We start from the raw sequence: 24131 nt of genomic DNA on the forward strand, positions 1-24131 counted from the left end.
TCCGGTCGTCCACCCACTCGACCCTGACCCTGACCCCCTAGGGATGGTGGGGTTGTCCCCACCCCCGCCTCGGGGTCGGCGCCCGGGTCTTCGGGGCGGCTGTGCGCTCAGCCCATCCGGGCGGCGATGGTGGCCACCACCGCGACGATCGCGGGCACCCCCATCATCAGTCCGAAGATGATCAGCAGGCGGCGCTGGCTCCGCGGGGGATTCGGTTCGAGTACGGGCATGCGCTCAGTCTCGCACCGGGCGGGCGGCGGCCGGCAGCGGGGTCACAGTTCGTCCTCGATGTGCCGGTTGCGGCCGGCCAGCACCCCGCAGGCCACCTGCGGCACCACCAGGGCCATCATCAGCGCGATGGGCAGGCCCCAGCCGCCGCTGGACTGGTTGAGGGCGCCGACCAGGATCGGCCCCGGGATCGAGATCAGATAGCCGGTGCTCTGCGCGAAGGCCGACAGCCTGACCACGCCCGGCCCGGTCCGCGAACGCATCCCGATCATCGTCAGCACCAGCGGGAAGGCGCAGTTGGCGACGCCGAGCAGCACCGCCCACAGGAAGGGCGCCGCGGCGGGCGCGGCCCACAGCCCCGCGAACCCGGCCAGCTGGAAGAGGCCGAGCACCACCGCGATCGGGCCCTGGGAGCGCATCCTGGCGGCGAGCGGCGGCAGCAGGAACGACACCGGCACGCCCATCACCATGGTGACGGCGAGCAGCACTCCCGCCCGGTCCGCGGAGAGCCCGGCGTCGCGGAAGATCTGCGGCATCCAGCCCATCGTCACGTAGGCGGCGGTGCCCTGGAGGCCGAAGAAGCAGGCCAGCATCCAGGCGGTGCGGCTGCGGACGATCCGCCCGTGCTCGCCCGCGGCGACGCCCGGACCCGCGCCCTGATTCGCTGCCGGACCCGCTGCCTGCCCCGCGGCCGAGCGGGCGGCCGGCCCGGCGGCAGCAGCGCCCCGCCGGCGGCGGGTGGCGGCCGGACGGGTGAGCGGGGCGCCGGCGGTCCGCGAGCGGTCGCGGACCAGCAGGGTCCAGGGCGCTACGGCGACGGCGGCGAGCGCCGCCCACACGCCGAGGCCGAGCCGCCAGCTGCCGCCCATGGCGTCGGTGAGCGGGACCGTGACGGCTGCGGCCACCGCCGTGCCGAGCGACAGGGCCATCGAGTAGACGCCGGTCACGGTCCCGACCCGGTCGGGGAAGTAGCGCTTGACGATGACCGGCATGAGCACGTTGGACACCGCGATGCCGGCCAGGGCCAGGGCGCTGGCGGCCAGGAAGACCGCGGTGCCGCCGGCGAAGGGCCGCACCGCGAGCCCCGCGGTGAGCAGCACCATGCCGGCGCAGACCACGGCGCCGGGGCCGTGGCGGCGGGCCAGGCGCGGCGCGGCGAATCCGAAGAGCGCGAAGCACGCCGCGGGCACCGAGGTGAGCAGCCCGGCGGTGGCGCCGCTCATCCCGAGGCCGCCGCGCACCTCATTGAGCAGTGCGCCGAGGCTGGTGATGGCCGGCCGCAGGTTCACCGCGGCGAGGACGAGCGCGACGATCACGAGCCGGCCCACCCAGGGCGCGGGACGCGCCGGGGAGATCCTCGCGCCGGCGGTGTCGGCGCTGGTCACAGGGGCTGCGCCGGGGGTGCGGGCGGGCCCGGTGGCGGGGTCGAGGGTGAGGGATTCGTCGTCGCGCATCACACCATCATAGAATGATGGGATGAATCTCGGACCCATGCCCCGCCCCGCCGCCCTGGCCGACCGGGTGATCGCCCGGCTGCGGGCGGAGATCACCTCAGGATCCTGGCCGGTGGGCAGCCGCATCCCCACCGAGCCGGAGCTGGTCGAGCAGCTGGGCGTGGCGCGCAACACCGTCCGCGAGGCGGTGCGGGCGCTGGCGCACAACGGCCTGCTGGACATCCGGCAGGGCTCGGGCACCTATGTGGTGGCCACCAGCGAACTGGCCGTGGTGATGCAGCGGCGCTTCGCGGACGCCGAGCCGCTGCACGTCGCGGAGCTGCGCGGCGCGCTGGAGGCGACCGCCGCCTCGCTCGCCGCCGAGCGCCGTACCGACGCGGACCTGCGGCAGCTCGACGCGCTGCTGGAGCGCCGGGAGCGGGCGTGGGACTCCGGCGACGCGGAGTCCTTCGTGGAGGCCGACGCGACCTTGCACCTGGCGGTCGTGGCCGCCTCGCACAACGACGTGCTCACCGCGCTCTACGCCGACCTCGGCCATGTGCTGCGCGACTACCTGCGGGCCGACGTCGGCACCGAACTGCGCGCGGAGGACCATCTCGACCACGCCCGGCTGGTCGCGGCGATCCGCGCCGCGGAACCCGACCGCGCCGCCGCCGAGGCCCGCGAGCACGCCTTCTACTGCCGCTTCTCGCGCGTGACGGACCGCTGACGGCCGCGCGGGGCCGGCCGGAGACCCGGCGCGGCCCCGCGGGGGAGGCGCTACGCGCCGATCGCGTGCACGCCGCCGTCGACGTGCACGATCTCGCCGGTGGTCTTGGGGAACCAGTCGGAGAGCAGGGCGACGACGCCGCGGCCGGCCGGCTCGGGGTCGGACATGTCCCACTCCAGCGGGGAGCGGTGGTTCCAGACGTCGGCCAGCTCGGTGAAGCCGGGGATGGACTTCGCGGCCATGGAGCCGATCGGGCCGGCCGAGACGAGGTTGCAGCGCACGTTCTGCTTGCCCAGGTCGCGCGCCAGGTAGCGGGAGGTGGCCTCCAGCGCGGCCTTCGCCGGGCCCATCCAGTCGTACTGCGGCCAGGCGAACTGCGCGTCGAAGGTGAGGCCGACGACCGCGCCGCCGTTGTCCATCAGCGGCAGGCACGCCATGGTCAGCGACTTCAGGGAGTACGCCGAGACGTGCATCGCGGTGGCGACGGACTCGAACGGCGTGTTCAGGAAGTTGCCGCCGAGTGCGTCCTGCGGGGCGAAGCCGATGGAGTGCACGACGCCGTCGAGGCCGCCCAGCTCGTCGCGGACGATCTGCTGCACGCCGGCCAGGTGCTCGGTGTTGGTGACGTCCAGCTCGATCACCTTGACCGGCTTCGGCAGCTTCCTGGCGATGCGCTCGGTCAGGGTGGGCCGGGGGAAGGCGGTCAGGATGATCTCGGCGCCCTGTTCCTGCGCCAGCCTGGCGGTGTGGAAGGCGATCGAGGACTCCATCAGCACGCCCGTGATGAGGACGCGCTTGCCGTCGAGGATTCCGCTCATGGTGATCAGTGACCCATGCCCAATCCGCCGTCAACCGGGATGACGGCTCCAGTGATGTACGAGGCGTCGTCGGAGGCGAGGAAGCGCACCGCCGCGGCGATCTCCTCGGTCCTGGCGTAACGGCCGAGCGGCACCTGCGCGACGATGCCGGCGCGCTGCTCTTCGCTGAGCGCGCGCGTCATGTCGGTGTCCACGAACCCGGGCGCGACGACGTTGAAGGTGATGTTGCGGGAGCCCAGTTCGCGCGCGAGGGAGCGGGCGAAGCCGATCAGGCCCGCCTTGGACGCCGCGTAGTTGGCCTGCCCCGCGGAGCCGAGCAGCCCCACGACGGAGGAGATCAGCACCACGCGGCCCTTCTTGGCGCGCAGCATGCCGCGGTTGGCGCGCTTGACGACCCGGTAGGTGCCGGTGAGGTTGGTGTCGAGGACGGAGGTGAAGTCCTCCTCGGACATGCGCATCAGCAGCTGGTCGCGGGTGATGCCGGCATTGGCGACCAGCACCTCGACGACGCCGTGCGCCGCCTCGATCTCCTTGTACGCCTGCTCCACCTGTTCGGCGTCGGTGATGTCGCACCGCACGGCGAGCACGCCGAGCGCGGCCAGCTCGGCGGGGGGCTCACCGGAACGGTAGGTGACGGCGACCTTGTCGCCTGCGTCGGCGAACACCCGGGCGATGGCGAGGCCGATGCCCCGGTTTCCTCCGGTGACGAGAACCGAGCGGCTCAACGGATCACCCTTCCCCTTAGACGTCTGGACCTACGAAAAGCTATCGGTCCCGACGCCTTTCCGGGGAATCGGCATCGACAGGCTGCCCGGTGGGTCCCTGTCGGTTTCCTACAGGGACCCACCCGGGCCCACCTGCCCTGCTGTCGTGGCGGGGGGCGCCCGCGGCGGTCAGCTCCTGGCGCGTACGGCGGCCCGGCGCCGGCTCCAGAACAGCAGTCCGACGGCTCCGGAGGCGAGCACCGCGCTGCCGGACAGCGCTTCGGTCAGGGTGCCGGCCGGGCGGCTGGCGGCCACCGGGGTCGCGGCGATCGGCTCGGTGCCGCCGTGGCCGTGGTGGCTGACGGTGGACCTGGCGGCGCCGGCCTCGATCTGCGCGTCGGTCGGCGCCTTGGCGATGTCGGCGGTGGCGGCCCTGGCGGCCTGGGCGGTCTGGCCGTAGACGACGTCGGCGCAGCCGTAGAACGCCTCGGGGCTGTCGCTGCGCTGCCAGACCTGGTAGATCAGCTGCCGGCCGGTCCTGGCGGGCAGCGTCGCGTTGAAGGTGTAGGCGCCGGGCGAGCTGGCGGCGGTGGTGTAAGTGGCGATGGGCGTGGTGTCCAGGTCGGACCACTTCAGCGGCGTGGTCGGGTTGTAGCCCTGCTTGGTGATGTAGAGGGTCATCACGCCGCGGTGCGGCGCGGTGACCTTGAACTGGACGCTGGTCTGCCCGGCGGTCACCGGGGTCGCGGGCCAGTCGGTCCTGGCCCAGTCCAGCGCGCGGTACTTGTCGCGGTTGGCCGAGCAGAGGTGGCCGTCGGGGATGATCTGCCGGCTCTGCCCGTTGGCGTCGGCGATGTTGACCTCGTTCCAGTCGTACAGCGGCTGGGTGCCGCTGTCGGCCACGAGGTCCTTGCACACCTGCGACACCGGGTGTTCCGGGCCTTCCGCGTAGCAGGCGAAGACCCGGCTGACCGGCGTGTTGAGCGCGCCGTGGGCGCTGGCCTGACCAGGGGTGAGGGCGCCGATCGCGAGTGCGACGGCGCCGGCCGCGCCGACCGCGGCGGCCTTGCGACGTGCTGACATGTGGGGGGCTCCTTGTCGTGCGTGCGTCGTGCTCTGCGGACAGGAGAGGGCGGTTGTCATGAGCATACGGATTGGTCTGGACCAAGCTCAAGAGGGCCTGCGGTATTGCCCGTCGGGGCCGCGGAGCGACGCGCAGCCGCTCGCCCCCACGGGCGGGCATGACGACGACCGAAGTCAACCCGTGGCGCATCCGGCAGGGCGTACCCGCAGGAGCCGGTCGGCGAGTTCGGCGATCCGGAGGCGCAGGTCCTCGTAAGGGAGGGTGAGATCCAGCACATGCCGGTGCACACTCACCGTTTCCCGTCCCACTGGAATGTGGACGATGTCCTCGCTACCGCTCACGTAAACAAGGTGGCCTTCGGACAGGCCCAGGCGCAGGCAGTATGCGAGCATCTGGTAGAGATCACCGCGATCGCGCTCCGGTTTGTACTTCGCGTCGGCGACGACAACCGGGCTCGACAGGTAGTGGACGAGGTCTGGCTTCAGCCGATGCTGCCGTCCCAGGTCCAGGTAGTGAGCGAGGTCCTGGGTCTCCGCCCGACCGCCGATACGCTGCCGCAACGCTTCGCCGAGCGCCTGGCCGAGAAAGCTCTCATAGACGCGCCACATGGTCACAAGCAAACCGTCGACACTCACATTGCGGCCGTCCTCCAGCTCGTAGGAGCCGCCACTCAGGACGAGGGCTGCCAGGCCGAGGGCCTGCTGGTAACGCCGATTGAGGCGAGTGGCTGTCCACCGCGGAAGAGGCGCGCCGGGTACGGGCGCCGTGACGCCGTCCAAGCCGGCCTCCAGGCCGCGCAGGGCCGCTCGGGAGGCCGGCGTGACCCCTGGAGTCCGCAAAAGGCTGCGTATCGCGCCCAGCAGGATCTGGTTCTCTGCAATGTCGACGGTGTGGTCGTCGTAAGAGACCTCCAGCGGAAGGGCCAGACCGGGCCTTCGGCGCAACTGGGCGGCCGCCCGAAGCCGTCCGCGCAGCAGCGGCAGGGTGTCCTCGACATCCCGGTAGCCAAGCAGGACGCCCGGGCGCAGAGCCCGACCTGCTGATCTGGCGAAGGTGCCGGCGACGGCCGGCAGCAGGTCCGGGCGTACCGCGGCGCTGACGGGTTCGTCGAACCACTTCACCTCGCCGGACGCGTACCCGAGCAGGTAGAGGAGCCGGTCGACGGGGATCTTGGGGATGATGGACAGCTGCACGGTCCCCGGCCCGCGCCCCAGCCGCACCGCCCCGACCACTCCCTTAGCACTGCGCGCCCTGAGCTTCCAGACGTCAGCGGGCCCCGGGGCCACGTCGACGAGCTCGGACTCACCGATCGTCCGCGCCTGTTCGTGGGTGAGCTTCCACTGCGTCCAGCCGCCACCCTCCTTCAACCGGACCGGGAGACCGCCGATCACGACGCGGCGCCGGCGTCCGTGCCGTCGCCGAGGCCCAGGTGGCCGCGGAGGACCTCGAGTCCGTAGGTGCCGGGGACGTCAGTGCCGTCCCCCCAGTGGTACTCGGTCAGCAGCGGCAGTATCTCCGCGCGCCAGAGCCGCGCAAGTGCCTTCGGTGAGCTGTGCACGGTCGGACGCATGAAGTAGGAGGGCCCCACGCGGAACTCGCGGTCCCGGTCGGGGCCTTCGCCGATGCGATGGTTGAGCTCGTCGAGGAGCCGGGCGGTGTCGTCCGGGAACCCGTTGGCCGCCAGCCAGGAGGTGAGCACACCGGAGGTGGGAAGGGTGTCCGGGTGCAGCTCCACGAACGAGAACCGGCGGCGCATGGCGGCGTCCATGAGCGCCACACTGCGATCGACCGTGTTCATCGTGCCGATGAGGTAGAGGTTGGGCGGCAGCCGGAATCCGCGGCCCTCGTCGGAGCCGTAGAGCAGGTGGACGAACTGGTGGCGGTATTCGAGGAGGAAGTACAGCTCGCCGAAGACCTTGGCGATGTTCCCCCGGTTGATCTCGTCGATGACCAGGACGAAGATCTCGGCCGGCCGTTCGTCGGCGGAATCGGCGAGTCTGCGCAACGGACCTTTGACGAGGTCGAAGACGATGCCCGAAGACGCCGTCGCGGCGGCAGGCGCCGCCTCCTTCTGCCCCAGCCCGCCCGAAGCGGGTCCGGCGTCGACGGCACGCGGCCGGAATCCCTCGAAGAAGTCCTCGTAGGAGTAAGCGGGGTGGAACTGGACCAGCCGGGTGTTGGTCGGACTGCCGCCGGTCAGGTGTCGCGCCAGCGCGAGGGCAGTATGCGTCTTTCCCGTGCCGGGCGGCCCGTGAAAGATCAGCTGCCGCTTCTCCCGGAGCAGTTCGACGCACTCCTGGAGCCACTCCGCGCCCGCCGTGTCCTCGTCACGGATGGTGAGCTCCGCGGCCAGTACGGGCGTCGCGTCGGGCAGTTCAGGTGCTACGGCCGGAGCAGAGGGCGCCTGCTCGGGCTCTTTCCCCAGGAGTGCCTCCAGATCTCCCGCGTACTCGCTCGCCTCCACCAGTCGTGCGTCGGCGTCCGCGAGCCGGCCCGACATACCTGCTGGCAGGTCCTTGAAGAAGTCCAGAGGCGCATCCAGATTGCGCCAGACCACCGCGCGCTGGACGACGGCCCGGCCGCTCTCGGGCGTGCCGAAACGGGCCTGTCCTCGAACCTCTCCGAGATACGTCAGCGAACCGTCCGTGCACACCACGATGTCGCGCTCGCTGATGCGGGACAGGAACGTGTGCAGTTCCCCGGTGAGCCGCTCCCGGCGGGCCGGAGGCGCGCTGGAGTACGCCTGGTCGATGACGGTACGGACCCGCTCGCGGCCGGCCCCTTCACCAAGTACCGGCAGCCGCTCCGCGGGCAGCGTCACCACGCCCGCCTCCCGCCACAGGGTGCGGATCAGGTTGACCCCCGCCTCGTCCGTGCCACGCACGATCCACACTCTGCGGGGCTGCTCGGGGACCGTCCCCACCTCGGAGGACTCCCCCAGCACCAGGGCGGTGATCTCTTCCGCGGCCAGCCGCGCCTCGGGCTTCACGCGGACGGCGTCGCCACCGGATCGTTCCTGGTCAAAGAGGTCGTCCCGTACCAGCAGCCCCTTCCACTCAGCCAACTCCTCGGCCTGGAGTCGGAGTTCGGGCCACACGTCACCTTCGTACCCGAGCGCCAGATGCCAGCCGTTGGGCCGGGTTCCCTGGAAGCAGGCGGCCAGGGCGTCGGCATCGAGTTCGAACTCCGCCGCCAGTTCACCGATGCGCACCCAGCGACCGTCGGGCAGCTCAGAGAGCAACCCGGCTGCCGCGTCGAAACCGGGCCGGTCCCTGCGCCAGGCGAGATAGCGAGCCACCGCCTCGCGGAAGAAGTCCTCCGAATCGGGATAATCCGTGAGAGCTTGCGCCCCGAGTCCGGTCAGCCGCCAGACCCGACCGGTTCGGCGCAACCATCCCGCCTTGACGAGGGTTGTGCCGTTGTGGCTGAGGTTGGTGTCCAGCCCACTCGTCGCGTCGGGTGCGGCCTCACGCCAGTCGTACTCCAGCGCCGGATCCAACTCCAGCAGGCGCGGCCAGAGTTTGCGCCACGGCAGCCCGTCGGGCTGGCTCGCGGAGAGGACGAAGGCCGCGAGCTGTACGGCACGGGCACTGACCTGGAACGGAGTCGGCACGGTTTCCTTCCGGCAGCCGGGGCGGCGGCGGGCAGCCGCCACCCTCCGGCGCTCCGGCACGAGACTGCCCCCACGTGCCCGCGAGGATATCGCCGGGATACGACACCCGCGCCCTGACCACCAACATCCGTGGCGCGACGGGGAGCTGCTCGACGTGGATGACGATCTCCGTGTCCAGTCCCCCGACGACGCCTTCGGCGTTGGCAGGTACTCCCGGTCCACCCGCTCACCCGAGCACCTCGCGGCGACCCTCTTCCGGCAGCTCGGCGATCCCGGGCGCCGCCGCGCGGGCCTCCAGCCGCGCCGCAGCGCGCTTCCTCAGCGGCCTGAGCGCTTCCACGCGTCGACGAATTCACGGTAGAGAAAGCGCTGGAAGGGTTGCGCGCCGGTGAAGGCGAACTGCTTGCCGAGCGTGCGCGCGCCGAACCACAGTCCACTGACCTTCGGCACGCCGGGGGCGGCGCCTGCCACCGAGGCCACCGTACCGACCAGTTCACGTTCCGTCGCGGACAGCTCCACCCGGCGCAATCCGAGGCGCTCGAGGAGCTGGCGCTTGACACCATCGATGTCTCTGGCCAGGCGCACGTAGTCCTCGTCGGTGACGCAGCGCTCGACCGCGGCACGAAGATCGGCGGCGCGGTCGCGGTACTGGCGGATACGGGAGACCACCAGCTTGGTCCAGTCCTGGTCGCCGAGGTTGCCTATCTCGTCCGCTGTCCACAGGCGTCCGCCCAGCAGCGGCAATTCGAGTTGCAGTAGTTGGAGCCGGTGGGCGTCGTCCTGGCCGGCGGCCTCACTGAGGGTGGTGTGGATGCCGCGCACCGACCGGATGAGGTCCAGGACCCGGGCCTCGTCCGCTCCCTGGCGGGTCATGTCGAAGGTCAGGGAGAAGTCCCGGCGCATCGGGTGGGACTGGTAGGGAACAGCCGCCGCCTCGCCCCTGGCCCGGTACTTCATGCCGCGGGCGAGAGTGGCCATGAGGTAATTGCCCTGGGTAGGCGCAGCGATCTCCTTGAGAGCCTCGCCCAGCAGGACCGCCGCAGCTCGCGCCCACTCACCGAAGGCGTCCTCCTCCACGCCGTCACTCGTCGCTATCCGCTCGCCGTGGTGACCTGCGACGCGGCGGACCTGCTGCTCCTGAAAGGCGCTCCAGTCACGTATCCGCGACGACAGGGCCGGCTGACCGCCCGCGCTTGCGGTGTCGCATACGAAGGCCTGCTCGACGAAGCGGGCCATACTGGTGAGGCCGTGCACGGTCTGCAAGTCGTGGACAGCGGAGGCTTCCAGATCAGCCGCGGCGTGCTGCTGAGCGGGATCGAGGCGTAACGGCCGCAGCAGACCTGAATCGATCAGCACGCGGAGCAGGTGAGGGCGGCCACCGAAGTCCTGCGGACTCGGGGTGTGCAGGACGGGGTGAGCGACGTAGACCCGCGACATGAAGATCAGTGACTGGACGACCTCCACGAAGCACTGGCGGGCGAAGGGGTCCTCGGGTGTTCCCCGCCGATTCTGCGAGAGTAAGAACTCCTCGGCGCTGATGAGCGACGTCACGTCGACAAGGACGTCGGTGTTCGCCTGCTGCGACCTCATACGCAGGCCGTTTCCAGGAACCAGGCGACGGTCTCGGGCCGCCCGGTCACATTGGCGGCGAACGTGGGAGTGGGAGCCGAGAGGAAGTCGGGCTTCAACGTCAGCGGCTCGCCGTCCTCGCCGCAACTGCGCAGCCCGGCGGCCGCCGCCAGGCACAGGCCGGCCGCGCCGTCCCACAGCTTCTGCCCTCTTCGCCAGAACAAGTCGAAGGGCGGCAGCGCGGGTGCTGTGAGGTTGCTGACGTCCAGGGCCGTGCGCAGCATGTCGAGGCTCTGTGAGGTGGTCCGCGTCTTCACCGTGAAACCGGCCTCGACCGCTGCCGCGTCGAACGCAGGACGATCCTCGCCCCTGCTGCGGGTGGCCGACAGGTGCCTGCTGATCTCGTCCTGGCTCGTGGGCGAGACTGCCCGGCCGTCGAGTCGCAACTGGTGCGTTCGGGCGTCAGCGGAGACCGTCATGGGAGCGCGCCCGCTTCCCAGTTCGGGGGCCAGGACGAAGGCGGCGCTGGGCTTCCAGTCCTCCAAGAGGCAGACGACCGAGCAGAATTCCACGCTCTCGCCTCGAACGAATTCCGCGGTGCCGTCGATGGGATCCACCACCCACAGCCGTCCCCCCGAAGCGACCACCTCCTCGCGAGTCTCGGCGCGCTCGTCTTCCTCGGCGATCACGACCGCATCGGGCCCGTCGAACTCGCGGATGGCCGCCAGGACCAACTCCTGCACCGCGACGTCGGCCTCGGTGAGGAGCGTGCGGTCGGCTTTGACCTCGACGGGCAGGTCCGCCAGCCGCGACCTGTAGTCAGCGAAGACCGGAAGCAACTGCTCTTCCAACGTGGACCACAGCGATGAGATGGACGACATGCCGTACTGGCCTCCACGTCGCGCCCTGAAGCAAACTGACGATCAGTCTGGCAGGAATCCAAACCCTTCGACAGTACGCCTCGCCCCGGGGATGCCTCGCACTCAAGGCCGTGCGGGCGCGAAGTAGGGGCTCTGCGCAGGTCGCCGCCGAGTGGGCGGTCTTCCCCTTCCGCCAGAGAGACAGCCGGAGGGCTCTGACCTTGGCGGGCAACACGGACACGGCCGCCTCCCCATGGGCAGGCGGCCCTCGTCGCGGGTCAGCCCCAGAAGCCGAGCTGCTCATCCTGCCCGATCTCGCGGACGCCGAACAGGGCGTCGGCCGAGGTGGGCTCGCCGGACGCCACCTCAGCCGACTCGTCCGGGGCCGGCGGTGCGGGCTCGGGGCGGTCCGGCCGCGTGAGCGGGCTCGTGCCGGGCGGGTGACGGGGGCCCTGCGCAGGCGGCGGCGTCAGCTCCGTCGAGTAGGCACCCTTGGCCATCGCGTCGTACACCCGGGTGATCTCTGCAGTGGTGGCGTGGAAGAGCTCCGGCGTCTTGTTCTTGAACGCCCGGAAGCTGTCGAGGATGAGCGGCAGATCCTCCCGCGCGATCCCGTAGAGGTGAAAGTACGCGGCATCCAACTCGGCCCGCATTACGAACCGGCGATCTTCGTCCCACACGAAGGGGGCTCCGTCGTCGCCGAGGTACTGCGCCCAGGGACCCATCTCGTACGAGGTGTAGGTCAGCTCCAGGACGCGGTCGCGAATCCAGGCGGAGGGTGGGCGGTCGCCGAGCCAGGCGACGGGGACGTCGTAGGCGTCGGGGGCGAGGACGGGGAGCTGTTCGAGATAGGCGTATGTCAGATGGGCGCCGGAGATCTTCTGACGGGCGGAGAAATCCAACACAAAGCAGGAGAGGTTCGCTAGAAGTCCAAACAATGGGATCGATGTGTCCTTCGGGAGCAACATCGGCTCGGTGTTACCGAGCGGCGTGCGTGGCAGCAAAGAGGCAATCACCGTGCGCACATCGGCGGCCCGGCAGATGTCACGCCAACCGATCACCCAGTCGTGGGGCCACTTCGTTCGCGCCTCCCCTGGCTCGCCTTGCATCCATTTCTCCAGGTAACGTTCATCAACCCAGTATCGAGGCAGCGGCACACACGTTGGATCCCTATGCTGCGAAAGCGCGAGGCGGGGAAGCGTGTTTCTCTTCAACTCCGCCTCAGTCGCGCCTTCATAGGTACTGAAGCGCGCGTCGTATTGATGGACGAGCTTGCCCTCATACAATGGCAACGCCCGCACGTCACCTTTTACATGCACGTTCCCGCGAAGCTCCCAGCCGCTGCTAGCCAACTCATCTGCGGTCTCGAAGAGACTGGAGTCATCCGCCATATGAAACATGCGAACGAGTCTCAATCCCCATGGGTTTGCGCCAGCTCCGCCGCCAGACCGATCCCACAGAACCGGAACTGCGTGGATATTCTCCAACACCCGCAGTTGATCATTTCCTTCACAAATCGGTGCCGTCAAAGTGTTGGGGTTGATCCGCCGGAATCCCTCCGCGTCCAGCATGAACTCCCGCCCGTCCAATTCCTCGGGTCGGCGCGCCTGGAAAGCCAGGCGCGCGCGCTCGAACGACAAAGCCGAGCCTCCGACCGTAAAAAGACAGAAGCGGTATGCGTGGTGCACGTCCGCGAACAGCTTCTCCTCGTTCTCGAAATCCAGCACCGTCACCAAGTGTCGCTTCTTCACCACATCCGCAAAGAAGGCCGACGTCGTCTTATCCGTCGCAATGCCCGTCGGCAACACCAGCCCCGACATCCCCTCCGGAGCAAGCAAATGCCGCGCCTTCTCGGCGAAGACCGCGTAGGTGTTGACGTCACCGGTTCCCGTCATCGGGAAGATCCCCGAATCCCGCAGCATGTTTGTGGTCCCGGCAGCCTCGCGGAGCGCTGTCTGGAACTCACGGTGCAGTTCGCGGTCACCCTCGACCGCGTTGCCGTGCTCGTCCGTGCTCGCCAGAAGCGCTGCGATCAGCCGTTTGCGCACGCTGGCGTTGTCGGCGTCAGCGATGGCGTCGTCGCCGGCCGCCGTGAACCACTCCTTCTCCTGGATCTTCACCCGCTCCCACGGCGGGTTGCCGAGCACCGCGTCGAAGCCGCCCTGCCATCCGGTGACCGGGTTGGTGTCAGCGGCATCGCGGTCCTCGACCCGGAAGATGCGGGGAAATTCCAGGTGCCAATGGAAGAAGCCATTGCGGGAGGCGATCTCCCTCAACTCCTCGGCCGCTTCCGGGTCCAGCCGTACCCCCTCCTGGAGGTCGTGCAGGGTGCCGCTGGTGATCGGCGGCGGCGCCTCCTCATGCTTGCGCCAGAGGAAGGCGGCGCACCATGCGTCGGCGACCCGCTTGAGGCCCTGAAGTTCCGAGTCGCGCTCGAACTCCCGGTTCTGGCGGGCCTGTTCGCGGATGTCGGCGAGGGAAATGCCGGGCAGGCGGGCCAGCTTCTCCGCCTTGACGCGCAGCCCCGCGGTGCTGGTGAGAACCAGCGGCTCGGTCAGGACGTGCTGGGAGCCCTTCTTCGCGTCAGGACGCTCCTTCTTGTTGTCGGCTTTGGCCCGCCGCAGGACCTCAGGGTCGTCGCCCGCGAGCTTCTTGAAGGCGCCGTCCGGCAGGCCGCCCTCCAGCAGCGTCGGGGTGGTGCCCAGCAGGGCATTGCCGACCTTGATGCGGTCGTCGAGGAAGGCCAACGGCTCGCCGGGGCGCAGCGACTCGAGCCACAGCGAGACCTTGGCGATCTCGGCGGCGAGCGGGTTGATATCGACGCCGTGGACGCAAGCGCGAACGACCTTGGCCATGGCGGCCCGGATCGCGTCCGGTGACGGCTCGTCGTCGCCGGTGTACATGACCGCGTACTTCAGCGCGATTCGGCGGGCAGCCGCGACGATCATGTGGCCGGAGCCGCAGGAGGGGTCGACGACACGGATCTTCAGAAGATCGTCGGGGACCTTCGAGGAGGCGTGGCGGGCGATGACCGGGTCAAGGGCGTTGTCGAGGAGCTTCTCGACGAGGACGCCTGGGGTGTAGTAGGAGCCAGTGGTCTTTCGCTTGTTGCCCGCCACGCGCTCCTGAAGCCAGAAGCCGCCGTCGGCGTTGTGCCGGGGGACGAGTTCGAGCAGGGACTCGTAGACGCTGCCGAGTTCGTCGGCGCCGAGGTGCCGGTAGTCGACGCGGGTGGCGCGACCCTGGTCGTCGCGGACCCGGGAGAGCAGGTTGACGGCGTCCAGCAGGTGCTCGTTGCAGAGCAGGGAAGCGCGGAGCGGCTCCGGGTCGCCGAGTCGGACAACGGCCGTGCCGGGGTCGTCGGCCGTGGCGCGGAAGTACAGGCCGCCGAGGCCCGGGAGGGCGAGGGCGGGAACACCGCCGTCCTGGCCTAGGGCGTCCAGGACTCGGACGAGGGCGGTCCACAGGTCTGTGTTCCTGTCGCCCTTCCTGCGGGCGGCGATCCGGCGCAGGCGGGCGGTGGAGAAGTACGTGGTGTAGAGATCGCGGGCTTTCTTTGGCGCGTCCGGGTCGAGCAGAGCGCCGCGGTCCTCCGCGACGAAGAGGAAGATCAGCTGGTAGGCGAGGCGCAACAGTTCGTGGTGGAGGTCGTCCAGCGCGGGTTTGCCGTGTCGGGCCAGGGCCTCGCGCAGGGCCGGATTCGCGGTGAGGAAGCCGGTGCCCAGGATCCTGAGGGCTTCCTTGACCTGGTCCCGTAGGCGGTCCCGGGCGCGGGTGCCGGTCTCGATGCCGTGCTGCCGCCACCATTCGAGCGGACAATCGGCGGGGCCGAGGTCGGGCGCGACGTCTTCCGCCTCGTCGTCCTCGGCTGCGTCTTCCGCGGCGTTGTCACCTGTCGGCGCCTGCGTGTCGGCCGACCTGCGGCGCCTGTCCGGCTTGGGGGCGAGCGTGAAGCGGGAGGCGTGCAGCATCGTGAAAAGCAGCAGGAAATCCGGGAACAGGTCCCGTTCGAAGATGCCGTCGAGGTCGAACTCCACGTAGGAGGAGCCGGTGATGGCCGTGGAGTCGCGCAGGACCCTGAGCACCCGGCCGTTGGAGAGCAGACCCCACAGGCGCCCGCTGGACACGTTCAGCAGCTCCTGAACCAGCGACTGGGGGGCCCGGTCCTTTCCTGTGGCCCGGTCCAGTGGGGTGTCCCAGGCAAGGAGGTGGACGGGCAGGTGCGGCTGCCACTCGTGGCTCACACGGTAGGGCTGCTGACGTCCGGGCACGGCGATCCCGCCGCGGGGAGCGGCGGGCAGGCGCTGGCCGTAGCCGAGCTGGTCGAGCAGAACGAAGAGCCACTGTTCGCGGGTGAGCCGGGCAGTGGACGTGTTCTCGGGATGGGCTGCGAGCTGCTCCCGGAAGTTCGCGTGGACGACCTTGAGGTAGTTCCACCTGCGGCTGGCGGCGTCGGTGAGGCGCTCACCTCGGGGCAGGCCGTAGGCAGCGGGGGCGATCGCCGGGAGTTCGCGGTCGCCCTTGCGGATGGCACCGATCAGTGCCGCGGAGAGCAGGCCGCCTTCGATCCGTACGGCGGCGCCGGCCGGGAGGCCCTCGGGGGTCAGGGCGGTCACTGTGCGGCTCCGCGGACTGGGAGATAAACGTACAGGCCGAGCACGTCGGGAAGATCAGGACGGTCCGGGCGATCGGGCGGCCCGGCGGGGGTGACGGTGATACGGCGCGCGGCCGCTGCGCCGGCGGACCGCCCGCGCTCCCCGGCGTGCTGCCGGACGCGCTGATGGGCCGCGGCGAGCCGGTCGGCCAATTCGTTTCCGTAAGCCCGGATCTCGCCGTCCAAGTCCGGGAACTCGCTGAGGGCGAGCGCTACTTGCTGGGTGCGCAGCGCGGGCAGGGTGTTGCGGTCGGAGTCGGCGCCGAGCACGTCGGCGATCTGCTCGTCGGTGAGCCGGCTGCGCGTGCCGTCTGTGGGATCGGTGCGCCAGGCCAGGAAACGGGCGTCTTCGGCGACCAGGTCGAGAGACGGCCTGCCGGCCCGGCCAGGGATGCTGAGCTGCATCCGGTAGCGGGCCAGGAGCAGCACTGTGCGCGCGGTCACCGCCCTGGTGCTGACGACTCCGAGGCGGTGCGCGGGGCGGTCGCGTTCAGGCACGGTGGGGTCGAGAGTGGTGTCAAGGATATGCCGGGCGATGGCGCGCACTGCGGGGTCGGTGCGGGATAGGGCGTGTTCGCCGGCGGCCACCGGCAGGTCGGCGCGGAAGACGAGCTGCCGGGGTGCCGCGGCCTTGCGGGTCTTGGACTTCACCGTGCGGGCCGAGCGCTGGCCTGCCCCGGGGACGGCGGCCTGCTCATCGTCCTCGAAGACGCCCAAGGCGTGCTGCAGACCCTTGGGCAGGGGTTCGGCAGGCGAGGTGAAGCCACCGCTGCGTGTGTCGGGGCGCACGGACGAGCCGAGGGCGCGGACTGCTTCCCGGGCGAAGGCGGCCACGTCGCCGGGATCGCCGAGCGCCTGGCGAAGTTCGGCCAGTTCCCGCTCGACTTCCTCGGGGCGCATGCCGGACTGGGCGAACTTGGTGACGACTCGAGACTCCCGTTCGGCGGCGCTCTCCCACTGCTTGTGGAGCTTGTCCCGCGCGCTGCCGATGGCCGCGTCGCCGCCGAGGTCCAGGTCGAGGGAAAGCTGCTGAGGCACAGCGGTGTCGCGGCCGCGCAGGAGCACGCTGCTGGCGAGCGCTTGCAGCACGTCCTCGCCGGCCCTGGGGAGTGGCACGACCACGCCGGTCTGGTCGGCGATGTCCCGGTACTTGCGGATGAGGACTTCCAGGACCAGACCGTCGATGCCGGTGTCGGTGTCGAAGAGTGTGACTGCCCGGACGGTGTCACGGGACTGGCCGAACCGGTCGACGCGACCCTCGCGCTGCTCGTGGCGGGTGGGGTTCCAGGACAGGTCGTAGTGGACGACGCCGCCGAAATGTTCCTGCAGGTTCACCCCTTCCGACAGGCAGTCGGTGGCGACCAGGACGTGGCGTCCCCGCTTGGCGACGAGCCTGTCGATCTCGTCCTGGCGGGCTTCCGGGTGCAGGTTGCCGGTGACCGCGGCCACATGGGCGTAACGGTCAAGCTCCTCGATGAGGTGTGCGGCCACGTATTCGGCAGTGGGGATATAGCGGCAGAAGACGATCGGGTCGTAACCGTCGACGAGGAGGGCCTTCACCTGGTCGGTGAGGGCTCGCAGCTTTGCGTCGTGCTCAGGGCCGCACAGCGCCTCCGCGCGTTCGGCGAAGCCCTTGAGGCGGCGGACGTCGCGGTGGCCGACGGACGAACGTCCAGTGCCGGAGCCGTCCTCGGCAGTGTCGCCGACCTCGTCGAGTCGGGTGCCTGGGATGGTGTCCAAGCCCTCCTGGGCCTCACCATCGGTGAGTTCCAGGACGGACTCGCGGCCGAGCCGGTCAGCTTCCTCCTTGGATGTGGCGGCCATGATCCCGGCCCTGACAACGAGGGTCGCCGCCGCAGCCTTCGGGGAGGACAGCACGCAGCGCAGCAGCGCCAGGACCGACCACCAACTCATCCGCTGCCGTAGGGCGCCGCCCGGGCGGCGGACCTGCTCGCGGGAGTAGGCCAGGATGTCCGCGACGAAGCGGGCGTACTCCTCGTCGAGCCGGTACGGAGTGTCGCCGAGCTTGCGGTCACGGGGGAACGGCGTGTCCTGACCGAAGAAGGACCTGATGTCGCCACGGCGCCGCTGCACCATGTGACGGGCCAGGATGTCGCGGTGGGCCGGCACCGTCGGGTCGAGACTGCCCAGCTCAGGGGCGAGGAGGCCGGTGAGCTTCGCGAAAGCGGCAGGATCTCCGCTGTGCGGGGTGGCGGTGACCAGGATCAGGTGCCGCTGCGGATCGGCGGCCAACTGCGACAACAGGTCGTAGCGCAGCTGGTGCCCCGAACCGGCGCCCACACAGGTATGGGCTTCGTCGACGAGGAGTAGCTCCGGGCAGGTGCGGAGGAATGCCTCGCGGCGGTCACGCTGCTTGATGAAGTCAGTGGAGACAACCGTGCACGGGTAGTGGTCGAAAATGGTGTGCTCGTCACTGCCGACGCTCTTCTGCAGCCGGTCCGCGGTGGAGGGCAGGACCAGTTCCGCTTCCAGACCGAACTTCTCGCGCAGTTCACGCTGCCACTGGTCGGCCAGTGCCGGGGAACACAGCACCGCCATGCGCGCGGCCGAACCCTGCTCGAGCAGTTCCTTCGCGATCAGAGCCGCTTCGACGGTCTTGCCGATGCCGACATCGTCAGCGACCAGCAGCCGTACCGTGTCCATCCGCAGTGCCATCATCAGCGGCACCAGCTGGTACTGGCGGGGCTGGACGGCGATCCCTGCGAGGCTGCGGAAGGGGCCGGCCGACGAGGCGCTGGCGATCCGCAGAGCGGTACGGAGCAGGCCCGCGGAGGTGTGGTCGCCGATCTCGTCCTGGCCCAGGACGGGAAGGCCGAAGCCAGGTTCGCACACTTCGTCCGGGAAGAGGGCCGCGGTGAACTCGATGTCGCCGTCCAAGGGGCGGGCGATCAGCAGGTCCTCGGAGCCACCCGGGAGCACGACCCAGTCACGGCCGCGAGCCGAGACAAGGGTGCCGGGGGCGCGCGAGGCGAGGGAACCGCTGGCAGGAGAGGTCATTGGGCGTCACGCCCGGTGCCGAAGACGTCCGGATGGCTGCGCACGGTCTCGTTCCAGTCCTCTTCGCTGTCGCCTGCAAGGGTGATCACGAGCCAGCCGGCGTTCATCAGGCGGTAGGCCGCCCGCTCATCGTGCCGCTGCCCGGACTCCCCCGGAGCCGGCAGGAAAACTGCCGCCTCCGCACCCGGCAGATAGTAGATGAAGTCCGGCACCACGCCGGTGTCAGCTGCTTCGACCGAGGCGAGGTCCGGCAATCGGTGCCCGCTGTCGCGCAGCCACTCGACGAACGCGCGGCCCACGGGGTCCGCGGCCTGCGCCGCGAGGTCGGCCGCGGCTTCCCCCTGATCGGTGGCCGGCGGCTGGTCCGAACGGGTACGGGAGCGGGCAAGGGCCATCAGGACCCCGACGGCGGCGTGGCGGTCGATGCGCGTGTGGTAGCGCTGGTTGGTATAGGAAAGCAGGCAGTCGTAGCAGCCGAGTTCGCAGCGCTCGTGGGCTCCGTCGGCCCTGTCCCTGTCCTCACCCGTCTCCAGGTCGTAGTGAATGATCTTCAGTGCGGCTTGTGCGACCGCTGCCAGCGCGTCCTCGTCGTCGTGGAGGAGCCTGAGCACGCCGGCTCCACCCTCGGCACCCTCGACAAAGAGCATCCGCGCGCGGCTTTCGTCGTCGGGCAGGTCTTCGCTGCCCAGCTCTGAGTCCTCCAGTTGGTAATGGGCCTCTATGCCACGTTCCAGGGCGTAGCGGACAGTTACCGCGGTGGCTTCGTCGACTGGCTCCGACAGGCGCAGGACCGCGATGTTCTTGTGGTCCTCGACATAGGGAATGACCTGCATAGGACGGTCCGCGCTGGAGAACGGGCTGAGCCCCTCGTCCTCGGTCGCCGCTTCCGTGAGGGCCTCGGCCTTGCCCGTACCCAACCACTTGCCGTCGGCCGGGTTGAGCCAGAAGCCGTTGTCCGCGCGCTGCTTGCGCTTGCGGTAGCCGAGGTTGACGACCCGGACGGCCGCGGCATCGCCGTAGGTGACGCGGGCCACCGGTCCGGAGACGCCCACAGCGGTCGCTCCGAGTTCGCCGGGACGGTGGCCGGAGCCGCCGAAGCGGTAGAAGGTGCGCAGTTCGAAGCCGGACCTCAGCCGCTCCTCCTCGTCGGAGGAGATACGTCGACGGGGTGAGGCGTAGACGGTGCTCAGGTGCATGAGCCTGCTGAGGACGCGGTGCAGCGGAGCCCCGCAGCCGTCGCAAAGGTCGGCGCCGTTCTTGCGGTCGTGCCAGTACCCACAGCTGTCGCACACCTTGACGTCGCTCGTCGCGACCTGGCCCGGAGAGGCCCCGTAGGGGACCTGCACCCGATCGACGGCGTAGCGGTGGCCCTCGTGGTAGATGAGGGCGCCGGGGCCGAACTCACCGATGGCGATGAACCGAGGCCGCTGGATGTAGCTGCCGTTCTTCTGGCCGAGCCTGCCCTCGGTCCGCTGCCCCGGGATGTAGGCGGCCAGCGGAAGACGGGGAAAGGAGTAGCCGGGCAGGAAACCCTCAGACGCCAGGTAGCGATAGGAGTAGAAGTCGCTGAATGTGTCCTCGCCGCTCTCCTCGTTGCGCAGCAGCGCCTGCTGGTTCTCGGCCTCGGCACGCCGGGCAGCGGCCCTGCTGCGCTTCTTACGGTCCACCGACAGGTCGTTGACGATGCGGTGCTGCTGCTCCGCCTCGGCCTGAGCGGCGCGGTAGAGCCTGCGCCAGCGGTCGCACGCCCGGTCGAGGCGGCTGAGGGCGCCGCGCACGGTCTGCTCGATCCAGCTCTCATGCCACCAGTTGGTGCGTTCGGACAGCTCCGGGACAAGTGGCGCCAGTACGTCGGCAGCGCGGAGGATCGCCCGTCGCTGGGCGCCCTCGTCGTCGAGATCCGCCCGCATCGCGGCGGCCAACGGCAGGGGGGCGGGATCGCCGGACCGGGAGGCCGGTGCTTCGGCGTCGATGAGTTCGGTCAGCGTCGAGCCGAGCGCGACACCGGTCTCGGCGAGCCAGATGGCGCGAACGTGCGAACCGAGCAGCTCCTCGTTGCCGAGGTCGAGCCGTGGCGGGGTGACGCTCCCGGCGACCATGAGTTCAGGGCGCCGGAAGTAGTACTGGTCGTGGGCGCTGCCGGTCGAACAGTAGGTGGTGACCAACGCCGGCTGCCCGGAGCGGCCGGCCCGCCCCGACCGCTGCGCGTAGTTGGCGGGCGTCGGTGGCACGTTGCGCATGCCGACCGCGTTGAGCGTGGCGATGTCCACGCCGAGTTCCATGGTGGGCGAGCAGTACATGAGCTGGAGTTCACCGGTGCGGAACGCCGTCTCTCGCTGCTCCCGCAGGTCGGCGGGAACCTGTGCGGTGTGCTCACGGGCTACGAGTCCACTGAGCCCGGAAGCCGTGACTCGGTACAGGTCACGGAAGTAGGAGTTGACTCGTGGTTCGGCGCCGGGATCGCTGACCTTGCGCAGCGGATCCGGTTCGGCGCGGATCCCCTCGCCAGCGAACCAGCACAGGGCCGCCGTACTCACCTGGTAGCCGAGTGAGCCATCGCGCTCCTCGCGGGCGGCACGCACCAGTCCCTCTGTTTCGAGGACCTTGAGCAGACTCCGGATGACCGCGTCCGCGTCGGTGACGTCCATGCGTTTCCCGGCGAGCCTCGGCAGAAAAGCGAACTGGCCGGGCCGGCGCAGGTAGCGTCCGTACGCCCCGAGGCCGCTGAGGTGCACGGATTCATCCTGCGACCGCGCGCCCTTGGGGCCGGGGCCGGCGAACACTACCCGTGAGGCCACGCGGGGCTCTCGCGGCGGAAGGGCCCACACGCCGATCAGATGGGCGTCGGATCTCCGTACCAGGTCCTCGAAACCGTCCACGGTGAGCAGCGGCTCGTCCACCGCCAGGGAGCGGCGTAGTTCGTCCAGCAGGGTGCGGGCGAGCTCCGCGCGGTGCGGCGCGGCATCGTCGGCCAGCGCCCAGTGTGCGTCCTGCCAGCACTGCTGGTCGGCGGCGATCTCGTCGAGGGATGTGTAGTCGAACCGCAGCAGACCGGTCTGGGACAGATTGGGCATGGTGATGCGCCAGCCTCGCTCCAGGTCGCCGTAGACCCGGTAGGCCAGGACCGACCGCAGGGCGGCATGGGCCAGTTCGCGTTGCAGATGCCGGGCATCCGGATTGCGCGCGAATGCCTCCATCGGCAGGCCCAGGGCGTTCGCGACGGCTTCGGGGAGCACTTCGTGGCGCAGTCCACCGGGCCCGGCCTGCTCAAGGGCCCGGTAGAGCGCGCCCCGTACCTGAGTGACCTGGGCGAAGTCGTTGAAATGCCCGGCTTGGAGGCTGGCGTCCTGCCTGTTGTCGACGAAGGTGAGCAGCTTCCTTGCCCGGTCGTCGAGGGTCTTGTCGCCCCGCAGGGAGCGCACGATGCTGGCGCTGATCAGCGAGACGGCGGAGCTGCGGCCTTCAGCCGAGAAGGTCGCAAGCTTCGCGAAATCGCTGACCCGCAGCTGCTCGTAGGAGACGCGGCAGCGTAGACAGAAGCGGAAGGGCGCGGGAACCCACCAGGCCCGCAATCCGTCGGTGGCCTTGCCGTCCAGGACACGTCCGTCCGCCGCCACCTTGACCTCTTGGGGAAGATCATTGGCGCGGGCTTTGACGACCTGCCGGCCTTCCTTCCCGATCTCGACCCAGCTGTCGGGCAGCCGAGCGAGGATCTCTTCCGCGTCGGCCGGCCAAGGGCGCTCCTGGCTGACGTAGAGGTAGCCGTCGCCAACCTCGGCCGGTGCGTCCGGATCCCGACGCGCGGTGAAGACGTCACCACCAGCCCCCCGTTCCCGCGTGACGACCATGTACTCGTGGCCGCAGTCGCGGCAGAAGGCGAGCGGAATAAGCGGCTTTCCGGGCGCCCTGGGCACGCTCACCTGGTACTGACTGGTCAGGTGGCGTCCCTGGCCGGGCGGGTCGAAGCTCACGTACACCGTGTCGCCCTTGGACAGGAACTGGTGCAGCCGGAAGGCGAAGAGCGGTCCGCCATGGTCGGGATGGGCCACGCTGGCGCCTGCCCTGAGGATCGCCTCGATGGCGGAGACGCAGTCCTGTTCGGGAATGCCGGTCTCACCACGGAGCGCGGCCGCTGCCTGCCGGACGGTGATGGGGGCGCGCCGGACCAAGCGGCCGGTACCAGGCTCGCGAGTGAGGCCGAATGCATCCTCGACCCACACGGCCAGCGGATCGGCGGAAAGGGTCCGGTAATCGTCGGAGAGGTCCGGCGGCTCCGCGCAGGCGCGGCGTACGGCCCCACCGAGGCGTCGCCGGCGCTCCTCGGGGGGCAGTCCAGGGCCAGGGTCGGTGGCCCGTTCGAGGGTCTCGCCGATCACCCGATCCGGGGGCACCTGGGTTCCGAAGATGCGTGTGGCGACGTCCGAGACGGCGTGCTGGGTCTCCCCGAAGGTCCGGGCCGTGGCCATCGTCGCGGAGGTGCCGATGCACTGCAGTGCGGGCGACTCGCATGCGTCGCGCAGCCTGCGCACGAGCAGGGCCACGTCCGCGCCCTGACGGCCGCGGTAGGTGTGCAGCTCGTCGAGGGCAAGGTAGCGCAGTCCACGGGCGGCACCGATGAGCTCATGACGTTCTTCGGGGCGGGTGAGGAGGTATTCGAGCATGACGTAGTTGGTCAGCAGGATGTCGGGCTTGGACCGCAGCACTGCACTTTTCTGGTCCGCTTTCTCCTGACCGGTGTACCGGGCGAAAGTCACCCGGCGCCGACTTTCCCGAATTCCCCATTCCAGGTAGCGCCGCAGTTCGTGCATCTGGCTGTTGGCCAGGGCGTTCATCGGATAGACGACGATCGCGGAGATCCCGTCGGGGTTCGGCTCCTTCAGCACGCCGTTCACGATCGGCAGGATGTAGCCGAGGCTTTTGCCTGACCCGGTACCGGTCGTCAGGACGAAAGAGTCACCAGAAGCGGCTGCGTCGAGCGCCTGACGCTGGTGGCTGTGCAGGGAGAGCGTCCGGCCGCCGGGATCGTCTTCGTGCTCCTTACGACGGAAGTACTCACCACATTCGGCCTGCAGAACCAGCTCCTCGGTGAGCTGAGCGACCGTACCCCCTTTGCGGAAGTTCGGGTTCAGGGAGATCCGCGGATCGGGCCAGCGCGCCTTGCGGGCCCGCTCTTCCTCAAGGTGCCGCTGAATATCGGGATCCCTGACCCCTACCAGAGAGCTGGTGAAAGCGTCGTAGTCGGCGATGAGCTGTTGATGGACCCCGAAAACATCCATGGTGAAGGCCGACTCCCCTTGCGCGCGCCCCAATGACTCCGGCCGCGTCGTCCCGGCCCCGCGGCGACCGGCATCCGCCACCCTACCGGCGTCGCGGCAATGCCGTGGCCGAACCCGAGGCACACACGACATGATTCACTGCCA

Annotated in this window: 13 protein-coding genes; 1 reads left to right on the top strand and 12 read right to left on the bottom strand. The window is 69.8% G+C overall.

Annotated features, from left to right (window positions below):
* Positions 1 to 107 precede the first annotated feature (107 nt).
* Together V2S66_RS05270 and V2S66_RS05275 are read right to left on the bottom strand one after the other, a co-directional pair.
* Positions 108 to 230: an SGM_5486 family transporter-associated protein gene (locus V2S66_RS05270; RefSeq protein WP_330793265.1), complete on the bottom strand. Its 123-nt coding sequence runs from the start codon at positions 228 to 230 to the stop codon at positions 108 to 110.
* A 42-nt stretch (positions 231 to 272) separates the two neighbouring features.
* The gene (locus V2S66_RS05275; protein WP_330793266.1) at positions 273 to 1682 is read right to left on the bottom strand and encodes a CynX/NimT family MFS transporter; all 1410 of its coding nucleotides are present in this window, start codon (positions 1680 to 1682) and stop codon (positions 273 to 275) included.
* A 22-nt stretch (positions 1683 to 1704) separates the two neighbouring features.
* Here V2S66_RS05275 and V2S66_RS05280 point away from each other — a divergent pair, with 22 nt between their 5' ends.
* Complete coding sequence (locus V2S66_RS05280) at positions 1705 to 2391, top strand: FadR/GntR family transcriptional regulator (RefSeq protein WP_330793267.1); 687 nt, start codon at positions 1705 to 1707, stop codon at positions 2389 to 2391.
* Between the two features lie 50 nt (positions 2392 to 2441).
* On the opposite strand, the gene fabI is transcribed toward V2S66_RS05280, so the two are convergent.
* The 10 genes from fabI to V2S66_RS05330 all read right to left on the bottom strand — a co-directional run bounded on the left by fabI (position 2442) and on the right by V2S66_RS05330 (position 23987).
* Positions 2442 to 3209, bottom strand: coding sequence for an enoyl-ACP reductase FabI (fabI, locus tag V2S66_RS05285; RefSeq protein ID WP_330793268.1), 768 nt, complete (start codon positions 3207 to 3209; stop codon positions 2442 to 2444).
* Positions 3210 to 3214: 5 nt separating this feature from the next.
* Positions 3215 to 3934: a 3-oxoacyl-[acyl-carrier-protein] reductase gene (gene fabG, locus V2S66_RS05290; protein WP_330793269.1), complete on the bottom strand. Its 720-nt coding sequence runs from the start codon at positions 3932 to 3934 to the stop codon at positions 3215 to 3217.
* A gap of 168 nt (positions 3935 to 4102) precedes the next feature.
* Positions 4103 to 4996 (bottom strand): lytic polysaccharide monooxygenase auxiliary activity family 9 protein, encoded by an 894-nt coding sequence (locus V2S66_RS05295; protein ID WP_330793270.1) that lies wholly within the window; start codon positions 4994 to 4996, stop codon positions 4103 to 4105.
* A 174-nt stretch (positions 4997 to 5170) separates the two neighbouring features.
* The gene (locus V2S66_RS05300; RefSeq protein WP_330793271.1) at positions 5171 to 6388 is read right to left on the bottom strand and encodes an McrC family protein; all 1218 of its coding nucleotides are present in this window, start codon (positions 6386 to 6388) and stop codon (positions 5171 to 5173) included.
* Positions 6385 to 8610: an McrB family protein gene (locus tag V2S66_RS05305; protein WP_330793272.1), complete on the bottom strand. Its 2226-nt coding sequence runs from the start codon at positions 8608 to 8610 to the stop codon at positions 6385 to 6387. Before V2S66_RS05305 ends, V2S66_RS05300 begins: the two co-directional genes overlap by 4 nt.
* A gap of 318 nt (positions 8611 to 8928) precedes the next feature.
* Positions 8929 to 10200, bottom strand: a complete 1272-nt coding sequence (locus V2S66_RS05310; protein WP_330793273.1) for a hypothetical protein — start codon at positions 10198 to 10200, stop codon at positions 8929 to 8931.
* Positions 10197 to 11060 (bottom strand): inositol monophosphatase family protein, encoded by an 864-nt coding sequence (locus tag V2S66_RS05315; RefSeq protein ID WP_330793274.1) that lies wholly within the window; start codon positions 11058 to 11060, stop codon positions 10197 to 10199. The genes V2S66_RS05310 and V2S66_RS05315 overlap by 4 nt, the downstream gene beginning before the upstream one ends.
* 257 nt (positions 11061 to 11317) lie before the next feature.
* Complete coding sequence (locus tag V2S66_RS05320; RefSeq protein WP_330793275.1) at positions 11318 to 15655, bottom strand: Eco57I restriction-modification methylase domain-containing protein; 4338 nt, start codon at positions 15653 to 15655, stop codon at positions 11318 to 11320.
* Positions 15652 to 18711, bottom strand: coding sequence for a helicase-related protein (locus V2S66_RS05325; protein ID WP_330793276.1), 3060 nt, complete (start codon positions 18709 to 18711; stop codon positions 15652 to 15654). The genes V2S66_RS05320 and V2S66_RS05325 overlap by 4 nt, the downstream gene beginning before the upstream one ends.
* Complete coding sequence (locus tag V2S66_RS05330) at positions 18708 to 23987, bottom strand: DEAD/DEAH box helicase (RefSeq protein WP_330793277.1); 5280 nt, start codon at positions 23985 to 23987, stop codon at positions 18708 to 18710. Before V2S66_RS05330 ends, V2S66_RS05325 begins: the two co-directional genes overlap by 4 nt.
* Positions 23988 to 24131 lie beyond the last annotated feature (144 nt).

The organism is Actinacidiphila polyblastidii (assembly GCF_036353415.1).
GTDB lineage: Bacteria > Actinomycetota > Actinomycetes > Streptomycetales > Streptomycetaceae > Actinacidiphila > Actinacidiphila polyblastidii.

Bases quoted from the DNA above. Each gene is read 5' to 3' on its own strand.
- V2S66_RS05270 (WP_330793265.1), bottom strand. From the start codon at position 230: ATGCCCGTACTCGAACCGAATCCCCCGCGGAGCCAGCGCCGCCTGCTG.
- V2S66_RS05275 (WP_330793266.1), bottom strand. From the start codon at position 1,682: ATGCGCGACGACGAATCCCTCACCCTCGACCCCGCCACCGGGCCCGCC.
- V2S66_RS05280 (WP_330793267.1), top strand. From the start codon at position 1,705: ATGAATCTCGGACCCATGCCCCGCCCCGCCGCCCTGGCCGACCGGGTG.
- fabI (WP_330793268.1), bottom strand. From the start codon at position 3,209: ATGAGCGGAATCCTCGACGGCAAGCGCGTCCTCATCACGGGCGTGCTG.
- V2S66_RS05295 (WP_330793270.1), bottom strand. From the start codon at position 4,996: ATGTCAGCACGTCGCAAGGCCGCCGCGGTCGGCGCGGCCGGCGCCGTC.
- V2S66_RS05310 (WP_330793273.1), bottom strand. From the start codon at position 10,200: ATGAGGTCGCAGCAGGCGAACACCGACGTCCTTGTCGACGTGACGTCG.
- V2S66_RS05315 (WP_330793274.1), bottom strand. From the start codon at position 11,060: ATGTCGTCCATCTCATCGCTGTGGTCCACGTTGGAAGAGCAGTTGCTT.
- V2S66_RS05325 (WP_330793276.1), bottom strand. From the start codon at position 18,711: ATGACCTCTCCTGCCAGCGGTTCCCTCGCCTCGCGCGCCCCCGGCACC.
- V2S66_RS05330 (WP_330793277.1), bottom strand. From the start codon at position 23,987: ATGGATGTTTTCGGGGTCCATCAACAGCTCATCGCCGACTACGACGCT.